The sequence below is a fragment of the Microbulbifer thermotolerans genome, assembly GCF_001617625.1.
Taxonomy (GTDB): domain Bacteria; phylum Pseudomonadota; class Gammaproteobacteria; order Pseudomonadales; family Cellvibrionaceae; genus Microbulbifer; species Microbulbifer thermotolerans.
On record NZ_CP014864.1, the window covers coordinates 1,094,576 to 1,112,345 of the forward strand.

16 protein-coding genes are annotated in these 17,770 nt (G+C 58.9%); 10 read left to right on the plus strand and 6 right to left on the minus strand.

Annotation, left to right across the window (positions count from 1 at the left end; all coding sequences use genetic code 11):
* Positions 1-2 precede the first annotated feature (2 nt).
* Positions 3-2,618 carry a TonB-dependent receptor plug domain-containing protein gene (locus tag A3224_RS04550; protein ID WP_067152047.1) on the plus strand — a complete coding sequence of 872 codons (2,616 nt, stop codon included), beginning with the start codon at positions 3-5 and terminating at the stop codon, positions 2,616-2,618.
* An 83-nt stretch (positions 2,619-2,701) separates the two neighbouring features.
* Here the strand turns inward: A3224_RS04550 and A3224_RS04555 are convergent, their stop codons facing one another.
* The 4 genes from A3224_RS04555 to can all read right to left on the minus strand — a co-directional run bounded on the left by A3224_RS04555 (position 2,702) and on the right by can (position 6,591).
* Positions 2,702-3,478 (minus strand): glycerophosphodiester phosphodiesterase, encoded by a 777-nt coding sequence (locus tag A3224_RS04555; RefSeq protein WP_231902457.1) that lies wholly within the window; start codon positions 3,476-3,478, stop codon positions 2,702-2,704.
* A gap of 98 nt (positions 3,479-3,576) precedes the next feature.
* A complete protein-coding gene (locus A3224_RS04560) occupies positions 3,577-4,089 on the minus strand; it encodes a flavin reductase family protein (RefSeq protein WP_067157440.1) in 513 nt (170 codons plus the stop codon).
* A gap of 116 nt (positions 4,090-4,205) precedes the next feature.
* A complete protein-coding gene (locus tag A3224_RS04565) occupies positions 4,206-5,864 on the minus strand; it encodes an FAD-dependent oxidoreductase (protein ID WP_407939275.1) in 1,659 nt (552 codons plus the stop codon).
* Between the two features lie 70 nt (positions 5,865-5,934).
* Complete coding sequence (can, locus tag A3224_RS04570) at positions 5,935-6,591, minus strand: carbonate dehydratase (protein ID WP_139223107.1); 657 nt, start codon at positions 6,589-6,591, stop codon at positions 5,935-5,937.
* Positions 6,592-6,712: 121 nt separating this feature from the next.
* Between can and A3224_RS16800 the strand changes: the two genes are divergently transcribed.
* From A3224_RS16800 to A3224_RS04610, 9 genes are all read left to right on the plus strand, one after another.
* Positions 6,713-6,871 carry a hypothetical protein gene (locus A3224_RS16800; RefSeq protein WP_156481427.1) on the plus strand — a complete coding sequence of 53 codons (159 nt, stop codon included), beginning with the start codon at positions 6,713-6,715 and terminating at the stop codon, positions 6,869-6,871.
* Positions 6,872-6,887: 16 nt separating this feature from the next.
* Positions 6,888-7,397: a GNAT family N-acetyltransferase gene (locus A3224_RS04575; protein ID WP_067152053.1), complete on the plus strand. Its 510-nt coding sequence runs from the start codon at positions 6,888-6,890 to the stop codon at positions 7,395-7,397.
* 245 nt (positions 7,398-7,642) lie between these two features.
* Entirely contained in the window at positions 7,643-8,365 is a 723-nt protein-coding gene (locus A3224_RS04580) for a hypothetical protein (protein WP_067152055.1), read from the plus strand.
* Between the two features lie 323 nt (positions 8,366-8,688).
* The gene (locus A3224_RS04585) at positions 8,689-9,447 is read left to right on the plus strand and encodes a phospholipase A (RefSeq protein ID WP_082817382.1); all 759 of its coding nucleotides are present in this window, start codon (positions 8,689-8,691) and stop codon (positions 9,445-9,447) included.
* Positions 9,437-9,616 (plus strand): phospholipase A, encoded by a 180-nt coding sequence (locus A3224_RS17395; protein WP_197463050.1) that lies wholly within the window; start codon positions 9,437-9,439, stop codon positions 9,614-9,616. Before A3224_RS04585 ends, A3224_RS17395 begins: the two co-directional genes overlap by 11 nt.
* A gap of 194 nt (positions 9,617-9,810) precedes the next feature.
* Positions 9,811-10,905: a phospholipase A gene (locus tag A3224_RS04595; RefSeq protein ID WP_231902458.1), complete on the plus strand. Its 1,095-nt coding sequence runs from the start codon at positions 9,811-9,813 to the stop codon at positions 10,903-10,905.
* Between the two features lie 4 nt (positions 10,906-10,909).
* The gene (locus tag A3224_RS04600; RefSeq protein WP_067152062.1) at positions 10,910-11,314 is read left to right on the plus strand and encodes an NUDIX hydrolase; all 405 of its coding nucleotides are present in this window, start codon (positions 10,910-10,912) and stop codon (positions 11,312-11,314) included.
* A 221-nt stretch (positions 11,315-11,535) separates the two neighbouring features.
* Positions 11,536-13,557 (plus strand): aminotransferase class I/II-fold pyridoxal phosphate-dependent enzyme, encoded by a 2,022-nt coding sequence (locus A3224_RS04605; RefSeq protein ID WP_082817384.1) that lies wholly within the window; start codon positions 11,536-11,538, stop codon positions 13,555-13,557.
* Positions 13,558-14,406 carry an ATP-binding protein gene (locus A3224_RS04610; protein WP_231902459.1) on the plus strand — a complete coding sequence of 283 codons (849 nt, stop codon included), beginning with the start codon at positions 13,558-13,560 and terminating at the stop codon, positions 14,404-14,406.
* A 95-nt stretch (positions 14,407-14,501) separates the two neighbouring features.
* Here A3224_RS04610 and A3224_RS04615 read toward each other — a convergent pair whose 3' ends face one another.
* Complete coding sequence (locus tag A3224_RS04615; protein ID WP_082817385.1) at positions 14,502-16,799, minus strand: nitric-oxide reductase large subunit; 2,298 nt, start codon at positions 16,797-16,799, stop codon at positions 14,502-14,504.
* Between the two features lie 2 nt (positions 16,800-16,801).
* Complete coding sequence (gene ytfE / locus A3224_RS04620) at positions 16,802-17,470, minus strand: iron-sulfur cluster repair protein YtfE (protein WP_067152064.1); 669 nt, start codon at positions 17,468-17,470, stop codon at positions 16,802-16,804.
* Between the last annotated feature and the right edge of the window lie 300 nt (positions 17,471-17,770).

Consider the following 17,770-nt stretch of genomic DNA (forward strand, 5'->3'; position numbering starts at 1 on the left):
TCATGCATAATCCATACTCCTTCACCCCCTTGTCTCTTGCCATTGCCACCGCACTGACATTACCAATATCCCCTGTTTTTGCGCAGAACGAGCAATCTCCTTCTACCGGGGCCGGTGCGATTGAGGAAGTTGTTATCACTGGTACGCGGAAAGAAGGCGTTTCTCCCACTGAAACCCTGTCGCCGGTGGATCTGGTCGGCGGGGCCAATCTGACGGATCAGGCGAGCTTTGACCTCACCGAATCCCTGAGCAAGATAGCACCATCGTTTAATACCCAGCGCTTTCCGATTGCCGATGGTACGGCGTTTATCCGCCCGGTGACTCTGCGCAATTTGTCTCCGGACCAGACACTGGTTTTGGTCAATGGCACCCGCCGCCACCGCTCTGCACTGGTCAACCTGCAGGTGGCGCCTTTGGGTACGATCAATCAGGGTGCGCAGGCGGTGGATTTCTCTGCGCTGCCATCGGCCGCCATTGAGCGCGTGGAAGTGCTGCGCGATGGCGCTTCGGCCCAGTATGGTTCCGATGCGATCGCGGGGGTGGTCAACGTTATTCTGAAAGACGACGCCGAGGGCTTCAGTGTGTCGGCGCAGACCGGTGAATATTTTGAGGGCGACGGAACGCGTTACAGTGTGTCCGCCAATGCCGGTTTCGCTCTGGGTGAGCAGGGCTTTGTCAATACGACTTTCGAATATTCCAGTGCGGATACAACCTCCCGGGGCGGAACCCACGCCGATGCGGCGCAGGTGGGTGAAGTGGTCGGTGTGGATCAGGTGCCACTGGATGGTCTCGGGCAACGCTGGGGCGATCCGGAGGTGGAAATTTCCAAGCTGTTTGTAAATACCGGTTACGATATCAGCGACAGCATCGAGCTATACGGCAACTTCGGCTATTCCGAGAACGAAACCATATCGGATTTCTTCTACCGCACCCCGGTGCTGGATCCGCAATACGGAATTGCCGCCCGCGCTACACTGCAGAAGGATGCCGATGGCGACTTCCTGCCCGATCCGGCACCGCAATCACTGATTGATGATATTGTCGCTGCGGGAATGAATCCGTCCGATCTGCTGGTGGCGGATGCTTCCAGTCCCAGCGGATACGTGCTGCGCAATCCCATCTATACCCTGTTTCCGGGCGGCTACAACCCGAAGTTCGGAGCAAATATTACTGACATTTCCGCTGTGTTTGGTGCCCGTGGCGAATTCGCCAGTGGTATGACCTGGGATCTGCGCGCGCGCACTGCGGAGAACGAGCTGGAGTACGTGTTGGAGGGGTCCATCAACCCAAGTCTGGGATTGTTGACGCCCACCAGTTTCAACCCGGGCACACTGACCCAGGAGGAAACCAGCGTAAATGCCGATTTCGTCCAACCCATCGATATATCCGCTTTGGCATCGCCTTTAAACGTGGCCTTCGGTGCGGAGTGGCGACGGGAAACCTACAAAATTGGCGCTGGCGATGAAGCCTCGCGGGCCAGCTCTCCCACGGCAAATTACTTCGGTGAAGGTTCCGACGGCTTCCAGGGCTTTCCCCTGGAGGCCGCCGGCAGCTACGACAGTGACAGCGTGGCCGTCTATGTGGATCTCGAGGCCGATATCACCGATCAATTCACTGCCGGTGCGGCGCTGCGCTACGAGGACTACGATCAGTTTGGCTCCACTTCCGACTGGAAGTTGTCCGCCCGCTACAACTTCAACGAGCGTTTCGCACTGCGCGCAACCGCCAATACCGGCTTCCGCGCACCGACGCCGGGCCAGGTCAACACACTGAATGTGACCACAACGGCGAACTCTGAGGGCAAGCTGATTCCAAACGGCACCTACCCCGTTAACCATCCGGTTGCACAGGCCTTTGGCTCTGTGCCGCTGGTGCCGGAGGAGTCCACCAGTTTTACTCTGGGGGCGGTGATTACACCGTTTGACAATACCAGTATTACCATCGACTACTACAACATCGATATCGAGAACCGGCTCGCCCTGCGCAATATCACCATTGGCAACGGTGAGGGAGACGATACCGACGGTGTTAATGAATTGGCACTGTTGACTGCTGCCGGTGTTGCCAACGCCGATCAGTTCCTCGGCGGTAACGTCAACTATTTTGTCAACGCCTACGACTCGGAGGTGAGCGGGATAGACCTGGCAATCACCAGCGACTTCGAGCTGGGGGGCAGTTTGTTGACGGTGGATCTGCGCCACAATCACAACGAGCAGGAGGTGACCCGAGTCGAGGAAAATACCATCGATGCTCTGCGTGTATACGACCTGGAAAATCAGGTGCCGAGTGACCGGACCACACTGACGTTCAATTACGATACCGGCGAGCTGTTTAGCGGTTACCTCCGCTTTAACCGCTACAGTGATTGGGAGTCCACAGGCGGTCTGTTTGGCTCCGAAGCTGCGACCTACAGTGGCGAGGTACTGGTGGATCTGGAAGCCACCTTTGACCTTGCTGAAAACTATCGGGTGTCCGTGGGTGGAGAGAATATTTTCGATGTCGAGGCGGACCAGGAGGCAGATCCCACTCTGCAATACCTGGGGGTACGCCAGTCTCTCACTTCCCCCTTCGGATTTAATGGCGGCTTCTGGTATCTGCGTGTCAGTGCGAACTTTTAGGAAACCCCTGATAAATTCGCTTCCTGGAAGGAAAGAGACTTAGAGGCGAGAGAAGAAGCTCGGGTGATTGAATCGCAGGTTCCCTAGGGGACCTGCGGTATATCCCCTCCGTCTACCTGCATCTGCTGATTTAACAGCATCTCCGCGGTTAAGCGGGCGTTGTAGTCCATCACTATCCGAGGCTCGTCGGTGAAGACGCCGTCCGCGCCCATGGCGGCGATCAGGGGCAGGTCGTCGGGGTGGTTAACGGTGAAGATGTAATTTTTCAGGCCGCGCCGTTTGCCGTCGGCGATCATCTCCGTATCGGCGAAATCCAGGTTCAGGTGTACCGAATAGGCTTTGAGCGGTTCCGCACACGCGGCTAGGTTCAGGGGAACGCCATCGATCAATACGCCGCGGCGCACCTCGGGCAGCAGCTGCAGGCTCTCGTAGAGCTGGCGGTGATCAAAGGATGAGATCAAGTATTGCTCGAAGCTGGCGCCGCTGTCGCGCACGTAGGATTCCAGTTCCGCCGCCACCAGGGCGGCGCAGCCGGGCCCCTTCATTTCGATATTCAGCTGCGCGTTGTTGCCAACCAGTTCCAGTACCTCACGCAGGGTTGGTACCTGCTGGCCGCAGGGGAGGAGTCTCTGGCGCAGCGCCTCGGGGCAAAGATCGGTGAGCAGTTCGCTGCCGGCGATCAGGCGTCCGAGCCGGCGGTCGTGCTTGACCAGCAGTTGTCCGCGGATATTCCAGATATCCACCTCTATACCGTCCACGTCGAATTCCAGCGCGTGCGCGATGGCCTGCAGGGTGTTTTCTGTGGCGCGCTGGCGGTAGCCGCGGTGGGCAAAGCAGAAGAGAGGGGTAGGTGTCTGCATTTTGTGTCGGCCTATCGGCTGGCTGGGCGCCAGCATGCCAGGAAATTATGACGTTCCGGTTACTGGATTGCCATTGGGCGGGGGCCTTTCGTTGTAATTCAGTCTCCGGCCAGAGTGCGGTAGCGGCCGCGGTGGAAGATCAGCGGCTCTCCGCCTGAGGCGGAAAATTCCAGTACCTCGCCCAGCAGTATCGTGTGGTCGCCGCCGTCGACGCACTGGGCCAGCCGACAGTGGAAAAGGGCGGCGCAGTCGTCCAGGCGGGGCACCCCGTCGGCTCCCGTATGCCAGTGCACCTGGCCGAACTTATCGGCGCCACGGCCGGCAAAGAGGTTGGATACATGCTGCTGGTCGGCCTTCAGTATGTGTACGGCGAAGTGCGGTTGGGTGGTGAAGGCGTCGTAGCTGAGGGACTGTTTGTCGATGCTCCACAAGATCAGCGGCGGCTCCAGCGATACGGAATTGAAGCTGTTGACCGTCATGCCGACGGGTTGGCCCGCCGCGTCGCGGGTGGTGACCACAGTCACGCCAGTGGCAAATTGGCCCAGGGTGTCGCGCAGCGCGCGGCTTTGTTGGTCTGTTGGGGACAGGGCTTTGGGGCTGTTTGTGGTCATAGGGTTGTTTGAATTTTGTACAGCATTGGGTTTGGACGCCATTCTACGTCAAAAGCTGTCCCGTTGCGCGCTTTGCTTCCCCGGAGGCGGCCTTTCAAGCAGGCACCGCGTAATCATTATCCCATTACTGGCACGCATTCAGCGGCGAGGTCATCTCTTGCGGCGATGGCGGCGCCGGTCAGGGCAAAGCCCAGTAACTGACCGGCTTCGGTGCGAAATTCTGCCCGCACTCCACGCTCATTACTGTCGATGTGCCATTTGCCCTCCGCTTCGGCGGGCGGCGGGCAGATGGTGACGGGGCGCAGGGTGGTTTTGACGGCGAGGGGCATGACGCCGTAGCGCACCGGCGTGGGTGTTCCAGCCAGCGTCTTGGCCAGGGCGCGGGCGCAGGCCATCAGCGGGGCAACAAAGTAGAGCAGATTGCCCTCCACCTCGGCACAGTCGCCCAGGGCGAAGATATTGGCGTCACTGGTGCGCAGATAGCGGTCCACGGCAATACCGCGCGCGACTTGCAATCCGGCTGCGGCGGCCAGGCTGGTGTTGGCGCTCAGGCCCAGGGCGGCCAGTGCCAGGTGCGCTTCCAGCTGCTCACCATTATCGAGGTAGGCGCGGATGCTGTTACCGTTGCGGTCCAGGCGCAGTACCCTGGTGTTGCCATGGAAGCGTACGCCTTCGGATTCGAGTGCGCGCTGCAGGTCTCGCCCCGCGGCTTCCGGCAGCAGTGTGGCCAGGGGCCAGCCCAGAGTATCCACCATTTCCACTTGATAGCCGCTTTGAGTCAGATCGTTGGCAAACTCGCAGCCGATCAGGCCGGCGCCCAGCAGCAGTACGCGTTTGCGGCCCACCAGTGCGGTGCGGAAGCGGTGATAGTCGGCGAGGTTGTTGATGCGGAAGAGGCGGGCGTGGCCATCGCCGCCGATCGGCGGCAGAGGACGGCAGCTGGCACCGGTTGCGAGTACCAGCCTGCCGTAGCGAACTTCCGCACTGCCATTATCCGACGTCAGGGTCAGAGTCCTGGACCCGGTGTGGATCGCGGTTACCTGGGTGAATACCAGTATCTCTGCGTTGAGCTCCCGCGCCATCTCCTCGGCGGAGGTGCCGGCCAGTTGTTGCGGCGTCTTGCCGTGGGCCAGGGAGGCGGAGAGCAGCGGCTTGGAATAGAAAGTGCCGTCGTCGCCGGTGATCAACAGCAGCGGGGTGCTTTGGTCCAGTTTGCGAAATTCGCGAGCCAGATTGTAGCCGGCGAGACCGGTGCCGACGATCACCAGCGGTTCCTCACCACTATCGACACCGGAAGTGGGCGACTGGGGCGGGGCCGGGGGTTCAACCTCGGCCACCAGTACCATATCGAATTCGTCTTTGCCCACGCCGCACTGAGGGCAGCACCAGTCGTCGGGGATATCTTCCCAGCGGGTGCCCGGCGCTATGCCGTCTTCGGGCCAGCCCTTGGATTCATCGTAGACCCAGCCGCACACCATGCATTCCCAGATGCGGTAGGTGGCCTGTGCCGGTGCGGCGTTTGTTTTTTCGCTTGAAGGCGCTTCTTTAGAGGTGGCGGCGTTCAACGCCTCCGGCTGTTGCTTGCGGCGCACCTCCACCATCTCAAAATCTTCTTTGGCGGCGCCGCACTGGGGGCAACACCAGTCATCGGGGATATCTTCCCAGCGGGTGCCCGGCGCTATGCCATCCTCGGGCCAGCCTTCGGCTTCATCGTAAATCCAGCCACAGATCTGACACTCCCACACGCGGTACTCGGCCATTGCTCCCTCGGTCATCTATAGAAAACCCGGCTTCTGCCGGGTTGGTTTGGAATGAAAATATTAAGAAAAATATTCGCGAAAGTCGCTATTCACGGTCGCGCTGGGCGATATTGGTCAGGGCGTTGTGGTAGATCTCGGCGATCTCGCCCGGATGGGTGATGGAGATGCCCAGATCGTGCACCAGACCGTCCTTGAGGCCGTAGACCCAGCCGTTGACCGACAGCGGCTGGCCGGCGCGCCAAGCGTCCCGCACAATGGTGGTTTGACACACGTGGATCACCTGCTCCAGAACATTCAGTTCACACAGCAGATCGGTGCGCTCCTTTTGTTGGAAAAGATCGATCAGCGTGTGGTGTTTGTCGCGGACATCCTGAATATGGCGCAGCCAGTTGTCGATCAGGCCCAGCTGCTGATTATCCAGCGCCGCTTGCACGCCGCCACAGCCGTAGTGGCCGCAGACAATAATGTGTTTGATCTTGAGAATTTCCACCGCATACTGCAGTACCGACAGGCAGTTGAGGTCTGTGTGGACTACCACGTTGGCCACGTTGCGGTGCACGAACAGTTCACCCGGCAGCAGCCCGACAATCTCGTTGGCGGGCACCCGGCTGTCGGCGCAGCCGATCCACAGATACTCCGGGGATTGCTGTTCGGAGAGCTTGAGGAAAAAGTCTGGGGCCTGCTCGCGGGTTGCGAGGGACCACTGTCTGTTGTTCTTTAGTAGGTGCTTGAGCGGGGGCAAAGGGGATTCCTGATCTGGCCGATTGTCCATGTGATGCGCAGCATAGCGGCTTTGTCGGTAGTGGCCAAGCGCAAAGTCCCCGCTGGGAAATGCCGGTTTCGACATCAAGGGAGGGTAGTCTGTGGGCAGAAAGAGAGTGGGGGTATCCCGCTGGCGGCGCTGGCGCTCCTATCGCGCCAGTGCCCTGTGTCGGCATCGCAATCGGGTGCGCTGGTTGCTGGCGCAACGTACCCGGTTGCGCAATTATCTGCGCCGTTTTGCCGGATTTGAGGGCGGGTAGCAGAAGGATGCACTCAATGGGAATACCGATACGGGATGCTGAAACAGCTATAACCACTTCGATCGCCGACTATCGCGACGAAACACACGCGCGGGACATATTGGCGCTGATGGAGGAATACGCCCGCGATCCTTTCGGCGGGGGGGAGCCTCTATCCGACTTTTGCCGGGCACACCTGGTGCAGAGGCTGGCGGAATTCCCCGGCGCTTTCAGCGTGCTGGCCTACCGTGAAAACCGCGCGGTGGGGCTGGTCAATTGCTTTACCGGATTCTCCACTTTCCTGTGCAAACCACTGGTGAATATCCACGATGTGATCGTCAGCAAGAATGCCCGCGGTGCCGGTGTTTGTACGCAGATGCTGGAGCTGGTGGCGAAGGAAGCGAAAAAACGCGGTTGCTGCAAGTTGACCCTGGAAGTGCTGGAGAAAAACCTGCCGGCGCAGGCTGCATACCGAAAGTCAGGCTTTAGGCCCTATGCCCTGGATGAAGCAATGGGGCAGGCGGCATTTTGGCAGCGGTATTTGTAGGGGGCTGAGACTCCCGGCGCCGCTCTCTTTTCCGGAGCTCCGTGTCTTTCCTCTAGAGGGGCGAAAAAATCCGAGCCCTTTTGATATTCCGAGCGCTCTTTGCAGCGCGGCTTTCTACTTTTCGGCGGCGGCTTGCCACGGCGCCGCGCGCCGCCCTGTGCAATACTTTTGAAAGTAGTGTGTTCCGGGTGTGTGGCGAATCAACGCCTCAGTTTGGTGCGCGCGGAACAGGGAGGGAGTTTGCAATGCGACTGAGTACAACTTTGGCACAGGGCCGTTATCACTACAGTTGTGACGGCCGGGCCATGCCAGTTCAGGACAGCTGGCAACTGGGTGAGGACACCGAGGGCCACCGCATCGTGATCAGTCGACGCCTGGTGGGTGAAGAGGGCTTCGGCATGGAAGTTTGCGCCCGCTTCTGCGAGGGCCTGGTGAGCGACTTCCGCATACGCTGGCGGGACCAGGTGGGTGAGGAGAATGCCCGCTACCGCCTGTGCCATGACGCCGGCCAAAAGCCGCGACTGGGAGACCCGATAGCGGTGGACTGGACGGGACCCAACGGTCCGCAGAGTGCGAGTGTCGAGGGCGCGGGGCGTCTGTTGTTTCCGCTCATGCGCATTTTTATGGGGCCTTTATTGCTCAAGCTGGAAACCTTTCGCGAGGGGCTGGAAGTCGTCAGTCCCGATATCGTCGACCCGTCCCAGCGTGGCAAGTTGCTGGCACCGCGGGTTAGCCACCGAAGCGCACGGCCGCTAGCCGGCGATGCCGCTACCCAGGGCGCGCAGGAGCTGGGGGACAATGTCTGCGGTTATATCTATCAGGGAGAGGAGGCCGAGCGCGACGCCCATTGCTACGTGGATGAGCGCGGCCTGTTGGTCGGTTATGACTGGCCTTCAAGTACCGGTCGGCTGTGGCAGGTACGGTTGCGGGACCTCGAATGGTCGCCGAAGTTGCTGCGCCTCGTGTGATAGTGAGTGCTGACTCTGCAGCGCCTGCCTGTACGCCTTATCACGCTAAACCAGCCCGGCGAGTCTAAGGAACCTCTGATTAATTCGCGTGAACGCTTTGGTTAGTTCCGTGGCGCTCAGGCAATAGGATGGCCATTTCGAAAACGCACGAGTACTTCCCTGTAGCTCCGACGGATACCTCCCTGTATCCGACGGTTTCGAAATGACCATCTTATCACCTGAGCTTCTCATCTAGCTCCAAAGAATTTTTACCGTCAGGAAGCGAATTAATCAGAGGTTACCTAAGCTCTTTAGGTAGTTGGCTTTAACAGGGAGTAAAAGCCATGCCTTCCGCTTTTTGCCAGGGATGCTGGGTTTGTCTGTGCGTTTTGTTTTTCCCTCAGAGTCCGCTGCTCGGCCAGGAGTTATCGCAGGAAGCGGCGGTGGCGCCCGGCGGAGGAGGTCCCGTCTCTTCGCATTCGGCTGCTGAGGTACATAGCAGCGACCGGGTTCAGGCGGTGCGCGAGGCGTCGATGAATCGTTTCTCGCTCGTTTCTCACAAGTCCAATTATGTCTTGCCCCTTTCCTACAGCGACACCCGCGATGCGGAAAACACTGACAGCCCTGAAACGGCCGATTGGAATGCGCTCGAAATGGAGTTTCAGTTTTCAGTGCAGGTGCCTGTCTGGGCCGGAATTCTGGGCGAGGGCTCTTACATCAGCTTCGCCTACACCAATCACAGCTTCTGGCAGGCTTATACCAGCTCTGCGCCCTTTCGCGAAAGCACTCACGAACCGGAATTGATAATGACATGGCTGAGTGACTGGACACTGTTGGGTTTGCGGTGCGTTGTCAGCCAGCTTGCGGTCAGCCATCAGTCCAACGGCCGAGGGGGCGAGATGTCCCGCGGTTGGAACCGCGTATACGCCAATTTTGTATTTGAACGGGAAGATTTTTTTCTATCAGTTAAGCCTTGGTACCGTATTCCGGAAGAGGGGGCGGGCGATGACAACCCCGATCTTGCGTTTTACCTGGGCAACTTTGAGCTGGAGGGGGGGGTACCGCACGTCGGGCTATGGGGTGTCTGTGCTGGTGCGCAATAATTTGCGGGCGGAAAACCGCGGTGCTTTTGAGGTGCGCTGGCGTTTTCCCCTCGGGCAGAGGCTGAGCGGCTACGTTAAATATTTCAACGGCTACGGTGAGAATCTGATCAATTACGATCGCCGTCAGCAGTCACTTGGTGTGGGGTTTGAGTTGGCGCAGGGGTTTTAGGGGTATCCCTGACCTATCCGTATGGGGGCTGTCGTTGCAAAAATCCACACGCCGGCCACGATATGCGGCATTTACGCGGACTCATCGAAGCCTCCCCCAACGGGTTTGGGCAAAGTTGTCGGGTTGTTCGGGTAATATTCATTCAAGCAGTGTAAGCTTGCCGCCGGATTCAATTCTAAAGGGGGGAGGGCGCTTTGTTGTGCCGCAAGCTTGTTCACGGCTTCTTTCTGTCTCTATTTTGTAACCTGCCCGCAGTAGCGGACGTGCAGGAGGCGGATTTAACCCCGAAGACGGTGGACGCCCAGTTGACCATGGAGCAGCGGGAGTTGACCTGTCTGCGCGAGCAGTTACTGATGGCCCAGTCCGATGTCACCGTGGCGGAAATGCGCCGTTTCTGTACTGAGCAGGTGCACGGTGATCCGGTGTTGCGGGAGGAGCGCTCGCACTTTGCCACTGAGTCCGCACCTGAGCCGGTATCCGGCGATGAGGTCATTACCAGTGATGCCGCCATGGCCATACGTGATGCCGCCAGCAACCCCTTTACCCTGGCTTCTCACAAGACCAACTATTTGCTGCCGCTGGTCTACAATCCGTCACCGGATGAAGCGGGTCTGGAAGATATCGAGCCACTTATCGGCGACACAGAAGAACTGGATTCCCTGGAAGTGCAGTTTCAGTTGTCAGTGCAAGTGCCCGTGTGGCGCGGCTTTCTCGGCCAGGCCTCTTTTATGAGCGTCGCTTACACCAATCGCAGTTTTTGGCAGGCGTACAATTCCGATAATTCTTCGCCTTTTCGCGAGACCAATCACGAACCGGAACTGATCATGACGTGGCTGAATGATCGGAGTCTGTTCGGTTGGCAGAATGTGGCCAACCAGCTGGCGATCAACCACCAGTCCAATGGTCGCAGTGAACCCCTGTCGCGCAGCTGGAATAGAATCTATGCGAATTTTGTTTTTGCACGGGACTGCTACCTTATCAGTTTCAAGCCTTGGTATCGGATTCCCGAGAAGCGCGAAGATGATGACAACCCGGATATAGAACACTACCTCGGACATTTCGAGTTGAGCGGCCGCTACCAGCGGGGCGAGCACTCCATCTCTTTGATGCTGCGCAACAACCTTCGCTCCGACAACCACGGTGCTGTCGAGCTGTCTTGGGGCTTTCCCATTGGTAACCGGGTGCGCGGTTACATGAAGTATTTCAATGGTTATGGAGAGAGCCTGATCGATTACGATGAGTCGGTGCAGACGCTCGGATTTGGTTTCGAGCTGGCGCAAGGGTTCTAGTGCAATGGGATTTGAAGACACCTATCGTCTCAGCGCGCACGCCGTTATTACCAACGGGCAGGGAGAGGTGTTGCAGTTGCGGGCCACCTATGGAGATAAAAACTGGGGTCTGCCCGGAGGCGCGCTGGACCCGGGCGAAACCATTCACGAAGCGCTGCTACGGGAGTGCCGCGAGGAGCTGGGGCGGGCGGTGCGCATCGAGTATCTGAGCGGTGTTTACTACCACAGTGTCTACCGCTCCCATGTATTTATTTTTCGTGCCCATTTCTCCGACACCGGTGAGATCACTTTGTCCGACGAGCACTCGGACGCGGCCTATTTTCCGCTCGAAGCGCTGTCTCCGGTGCAGCGTCAGCGGGTGCGGGACTGCCTGGAATTCAACGGGTGGGTGCATAGTGCAAAATTCTAAAAATTTTCGCTATGTGATATCTTGTGTGGGTTTTGGTTTTGCTTTTGGTGGATGGTGCTGAAATCTTGCCGACTCGCGGAATTTCCACGTTGCCTCCTTTAGACTCTGCCTCCTGTCCCGCGGGTCATTTCCCTCCGGTTCCGATGCCGCAGCGGGCAAAAAATCAAATAATATCAATAGGTTAATAGAAGCATGCAGCGGCCTGTGGAAAGTGTCGGGCTATGCTGATGGATAAGACTATGGGTTTGGAACTGAAGATGCCTGATCTGGGCAACCTGAGTGAGAGTGTGCAGCCGCTGGAGTGCCGGGTCGCCCTGGTCAGTGCCGATCGCACACTTGCGGGCGATTGGGTCAATGCGCTGAATACCACTGCCGCGCAGCACGAGAACCCTTACGGTGTGCGCTTTGAGGCGGTTACTCCCGCCGGTGTTGAGCACTTGCTGCGGGAGGAAGACCGATTACAGGCGCTAATCGTCGACGGCGGCAGCGACGCTCAGGGGCTCGCCGCGGCGGAGGCGCTGGCGGACTTGATCCACGGTCTGCGCTCAGAACTCAACATTTTTCTCATCACCCACGGGGCTTTTGCCGGTGCCGCGCCGCAGTCGACGGGTTCCATCGCGACATTGCGCCAGCGCTTCGACGAGCTGTTCGACCGCCGTGAGGGCAACTTCAACCATATGTTCCGCTTGGTGCAGGCGTTTATCGCTCGCCGCGCCTCCACCCCTTTTGCCGACACCCTGAAGGAGTATGTTTTCAGTGCCCGGGACGCCTGGCACACTCCCGGCCACTCTGGCGGCGACAGCCTGCGCAACAGCCCCTGGGTCGGCGATTTCTACCGTTTTATGGGCGAGCATGTGTTCAACACCGATCTCTCCGTATCGGTGCAGGTGCTGGACAGCCTGCTGGAGCCCCACTCGGTGATTCAGGAGGCTCAGGATCTGGCAGCCCAGGCTTTCGGTGCCCAGCATACCTTTTTCCTGACCAATGGCACCTCCACCGCCAACAAGGTGGTGATACAGCAGATACTCGGCGGCGGCGGCAAGATTATCGTCGACCAGGCCTGCCATAAATCGGTTCACCATGCGATAGTGATGAATCGCTGTGAACCGGTGTATTTGAAATCGGTTCTTCATCCGGAATTCGGCATCTACGGCCCGGTCAGGCGCAGCGATATCGAAGCCGCGCTGGATGAACACAGTGATGCGCGCCTGCTGGTGATTACTTCCTGCACCTACGACGGTCTGCGCTACGATTTGCGGCCGATTATCGATTACGCCCACGAGCGCGGCGTCAAGGTGCTGGTGGATGAAGCCTGGTACGCCCACGGCTACTTCCACCCGGAGCTGCGTCCGACAGCCCTGGAATGCGGCGCCGACTATGTGACCCAGAGCACCCACAAGATGCTGTCCGCCTTCTCTCAGGCCAGCATGATCCACGTGCAAGACCCGGATTTCGACGACCACCGCTTCCGTGAAAACCTGAACATGCACGCCTCCACCAGCCCGCAATACGCGATGATTGCCAGCCTCGATGTGGCGCGCAAGCAGATGGCGATGGAGGGCTATGGCCGCCTGAAACAGTGTCTGCAAATGGTGGAGACTCTGCGCCGCGCGGTGGATGAGACAGGCGTTTTCCGCGCCCTGACCCGCGAAGACCTGATCGCCGAGCCGCTCGGTGGCGACAATATCCGTCTGGACCCCACCAAGGTGACCATCGATATTTCCGCGAGCGGCTACTCCGGCAAGGAGATGCAGATCAAGCTGTTCGACCAGTACGGCATCCAGGTGGAAAAGACCACCTACAACACCATTACGGTATTGGTGACACTCGGCAGTACCGAGAGCAAACTGCTGCGCCTGATCCATGCCTTCAAGCAGTTGGCCCGCAATCCCCGCAAGCGCGCCCACGTGGGTTCCCCCAGGCGGTTGCCGGAGTTCACCCACTTCAACTGTCTGCCGGCGGATGCCTATTTCGCCGAGACGGAGGAGTTGCCGCTGATGGACAATGGCGCCGTGGCGGCGCAAGACTTGATCGGCCGCACCAGCGCGGATGAAATCGTGCCCTACCCACCGGGCATTCCGGTGCTGGTTCCGGGGCAGGAAATCTCCGCGCAGATTGTGCAATATCTGCAGCAATTGCTGCAGGGCCAGACGGCCACCGAAATTCACGGACTGATTTTTCGCTCGGACGAGCCGCTGCTGCGGGTGGTCAGGGAAACGAGAGAGAAAAAGCGGGAAGAGTAATTGCCCCGCCGAAAAAAGGCCCACAGCCGCCCCGACACAGCAATGGAAGAACGATCTGCACACACTATGCAATCTGTTGACTGGAAAAAAAATCGAGCCGCTATTTGGCGGGCCAAACACGCCCGTCTGAAACCCGTTGTCCGCCTGGACCCGATCCGCCTGGACGATTTACTCGGGATTGAGCAGCAGAAACAGGCACTGCTGGAAAATACGCGGCAATTTCTGCGTGGCGAGCCTGCCAACCACGCCCTTTTGTGGGGAGCGCGCGGCACTGGAAAGTCCAGTCTGATTCGGGCGTTGTTGAACGAGTTCGGCGACGAGGGGCTGCGCTGTGTGGAAGTGAATCTGGCGGATCTGGATGATCTGCCGGAAATTGTCGACCTGCTGGATACCGCCGAGGCCCGCCAGTACAAATTTATTCTCTACTGTGACGATCTCTCCTTCGAGACGGGCGATACCAGTTATAAGGGTTTGAAGACGATACTTGCCGGCTCCCTGGAGCTGCCGCCGGAAAACATTCTCCTCTATGCCACCTCCAACCGCCGCCACCTGTTGCCGGAGGATGCGCGGGACAACGAACAGACCCGTGTGGTCGGCACTGAGTTGCACTACGGTGACAGTGTCGAGGAGACTCTGTCCCTCGCCGACCGTTTCGGTCTGTGGCTGAGTTTTTATCCCGCGGATTGGAGCACTTATCTGCAAATTGTCGATAGCTACTTTCCCGACTACCCGGGCGACCGCGAAGCCTTGCACCGGGCGGCGAAACAATTCGCCATGCTGCGGGCCAATCACAGCGGCCGCACCGCACTGCAGTTCCGGCTCAGTTTCGACGGCGTCCCCGGAGAGTAATCCGGGGGCCGTTGGGCGTGCGCGTCAAGGCAGTTGCCCTGGGGCACCTGCCTCGAGTTCCATAAAGCTCTGGGCCTGCCGAGTCCTGTTGCCGGTTATTCGGCCGCGGCGCGCGAGCTGTTTACACGGCTGGGTGCCGCCTCGCCCTGTCGCGCAGCCGTGGGGAGAAAGAGTCCCTTGACCACTTGCAGGCTTACCGCCAGGGCGCCGACGATAAACACCACATCGCCGATGGTGCGCACCCAGCGCAGGGTGTGCAGCAAGTCGCTCTGCAGAAGCGCTTCACTGCGCGCATACCACATGCCTTTCGAGGCGCTGGCGGCGAACTGAATGATGCCGATCGGCAAGAGACTGGTAAACAGCATCATCGCCAGACCGATATTCAGCCACCAGAAACCGGTGCTCATCAGTTTGTCATTAAACTGCATGTGCGGGCGAATATAGCGTAAAACCAGCAGAGTAAAGCCCAGCGCCAGCAGGCCGTAGACTCCGAAGAGGGCACCGTGCGCGTGGGTCGCGGAAGTGTTCAGGCCCTGCACATAATAGAGGGAAATCGGCGGGTTGATCATAAAGCCGAAGACCCCGGCTCCCAGCATGTTCCAGAAAGCAACGCCGACAAAGAAAAGCAGGGGCCACTTGACGTTTTGCATCCAGGGTGCGCGCTGTTTCAGGCGCCAGTTTTCCCAGGCCTCGTAACCGAGCACTACCAGAGGTACCACTTCCAGGGCGCTGAAGGTGGCGCCGACGGCCATTACTGGCGTGGTGGTGCCGGAAAAATACAAATGGTGGAAGGTGCCGGGCACGCCCCCGAGCAGGAAGAGGGATGCCGATGCCAGAGAGGCTGTGGTGGCCATGGTGCGGGAAACCAGCCCCATGCTGCAGAAGATAAAAGACAGGGCCGCGGTGGCGAAGACCTCGAAGAAACCTTCCACCCACAGATGTACCACCCACCAGCGCCAGTACTCCATTACCGAGATATGCGTGCGTTCGCCATAAGCGAGACCTGCACCGTAAAAGAGGCCGATCGCCATCACGGAAGCGGTCAGCAGTGCCAGCAGGTTTTTATCCCCCGGTTGCCGCAGGGCCGGAACAATGCCGCGCAGCATTAACACCAGCCAGAAGACCACGCCGAGGAACTTGCCGATTTGCCAGAGGCGGCCGAGATCCACGTATTCGTAGCCCTGGTGGCCCAACCAAAAGCTCCACTCGGGGGGGAGCAGCTGAGCGATGGCGAGAAAGTTGCCGGCAAAGGAGCCCACCACCACGAGAACCAGCGCCCAGAAAAGAATATCCACACCCAGTTTCTGAAACCTGGGGTCCCTGCCGCCGTTGATAATGGGGACGAGGAAGAGGCCCGCGGCGAGAAAGCCGGTGGCGATCCAGAAGAGTGCCGCCTGAATATGCCAGGTGCGCACCAGACTGTAAGGGAACCATTGCGAGACATCGATACCGTAAAAGCTCTGCCCCTCCACCGTATAGTGCGCGGTAAAGCCGCCGAGGAAGACCTGCAAGGTAAACAGTGCCACCACTACAAATAGATATTTGCCCAGCGCTTGTTGCGATGGTGTGAGGGCGAAAGTCGTAATGGGATCCTGTGCGGGCGCGGTGATTTTCTCTTCATCTTCGGCGCGCAAAAAGGCCCAGCCCCACACCAGGAATCCCACACCGGCAATCAGCAGCACCACACTGGTAATGGACCAGATGATATTTTCCGCTGTGGGCTTGTTGTCGATCAGTGGCTCGTGGGGCCAGTTGTTGGTATAGGTGGCGCCGCCGGGTGAGCGCTCCGTGGCCGCGGCCCAGGCGGTCCAGAAGAAGAACTGGGTCATCTTTTCGCGCCGCTCGGGATCGGGCAGGGTGTTTTCCTTCATGGCGTAACTCTGCCGTGTGCTCCGCAGTTCGGGCGCATCGCTGAACAGGCGGCGGTAATAATCCGCCGTCTGCGCGATCGCCTGCGCGCGCCGCGCGGACACAACCAGGGTGCCGGTTTCCGGGTCATAAGTGTTGGTGCGGTAGGCGGTTTTCAGAGCATAGCGGAGCGCATTTTGTTGTTCGCCGTTAAGCTCCGCATACGCTTTGCCATATTCATCCCGGGCCGCCAGCTGGAGCCAGGCGGTGATTTCCCGGTGCAGCCAGTCGGCGGTCCAGTCCGGTGCCTGGTAGGCGCCGTGCCCCCAGATGGAGCCTAGCTGCATACCGCCGACCGACTGCCAGGCGGTCTGGCCGTCGAGAATGCTGTCGCGGGTCATCATTAGTTGTTGGTTTTCCGTGACCACGCGGGCCGGCACGGGTGGTGCCTTGCGATAGACCTCCACGCCCACGTATCCCAACAGCGAAAATGTAACGGCGAGAATGCCGATTAGTGTCCACCACAATTTGCGATATTGCCCCATGTTCAGAGCCCCCCTCGTTCTTCGATGCGTTTAAACAGCAGGTTGTTTTCCAAGTGGATGTGTTCCGCCAGATCCCGCGCCAGGGTGGCCGCCTCTCGGTACAGCGCGCGCCAGTGCTCACAGGCCTCTGCGGGCGGGCTGAAATAGTGGGTCAAGCGATCCAGGCGCTCGAGGGCCCGGCCGTGGTCGAGATGCTCGTGGCGCATTACACTCGCCGGCGCCCGTGCCATTTCGGTCATGCCGCGCAGAATCATGGGAAAGAGAATCCGCTCCTCCTTTTGCATGTGGCTCTCCAGCTCGGCGAGCATCTGCCTTAGGTGTTCCGCCAGGCCGGCGGGACAATCCGGGTGATCCCGGTGTGTGGATTCGACCTGAGCGGCCAGGTTAATCAGCGCCGGTAGCTGTTTGCGATGGCGCTGGTGATAGCGGGTGAGAATGTGCTCGACCAGTGCGCTGTCTGGCGCCTGATCCCAGCTTTCCGTTTCCGTTTCCCTTGCGAGCGCTTCTAGCTCCGCGGCGATGGCTGCGGGGTCCAGCGCTTTGCGGGCAGCGGCTTCCCGCAGGGTCTGCTCGCCGCTGTTACAGAAATCCAGGCGGTGATCAAAAAACACCTCAGTTGCGCCTGGGATCCGGTGCGCCAGTCGGTCCAGGCGTTGATCCAGGGTATTCACAAAACTCCTCCTCGCTGTCGGTTTGTCAGATTGGTGGGGTGCCACTTAAGATTCATTATGTTTGCATCTTTTAAAGATGTAAAATATTTGCATCTTAATTCGGGATCGAATTGATCTCGATCAACCATGGGGAGTCTTTGAGCAATTTGCATAGGTGCTATGTCTGTATGGGTTATGGGGCGCTCAGTATGTGGGTCTTGAGGTTTCTTTACCGCCAGGCAGCGAATTCATCAGAGGCCCTTTGGGTGTTGATCGTTGATGTGCTTAAGTAAAAGTTGTAAATTAAATGCATCATTTGTG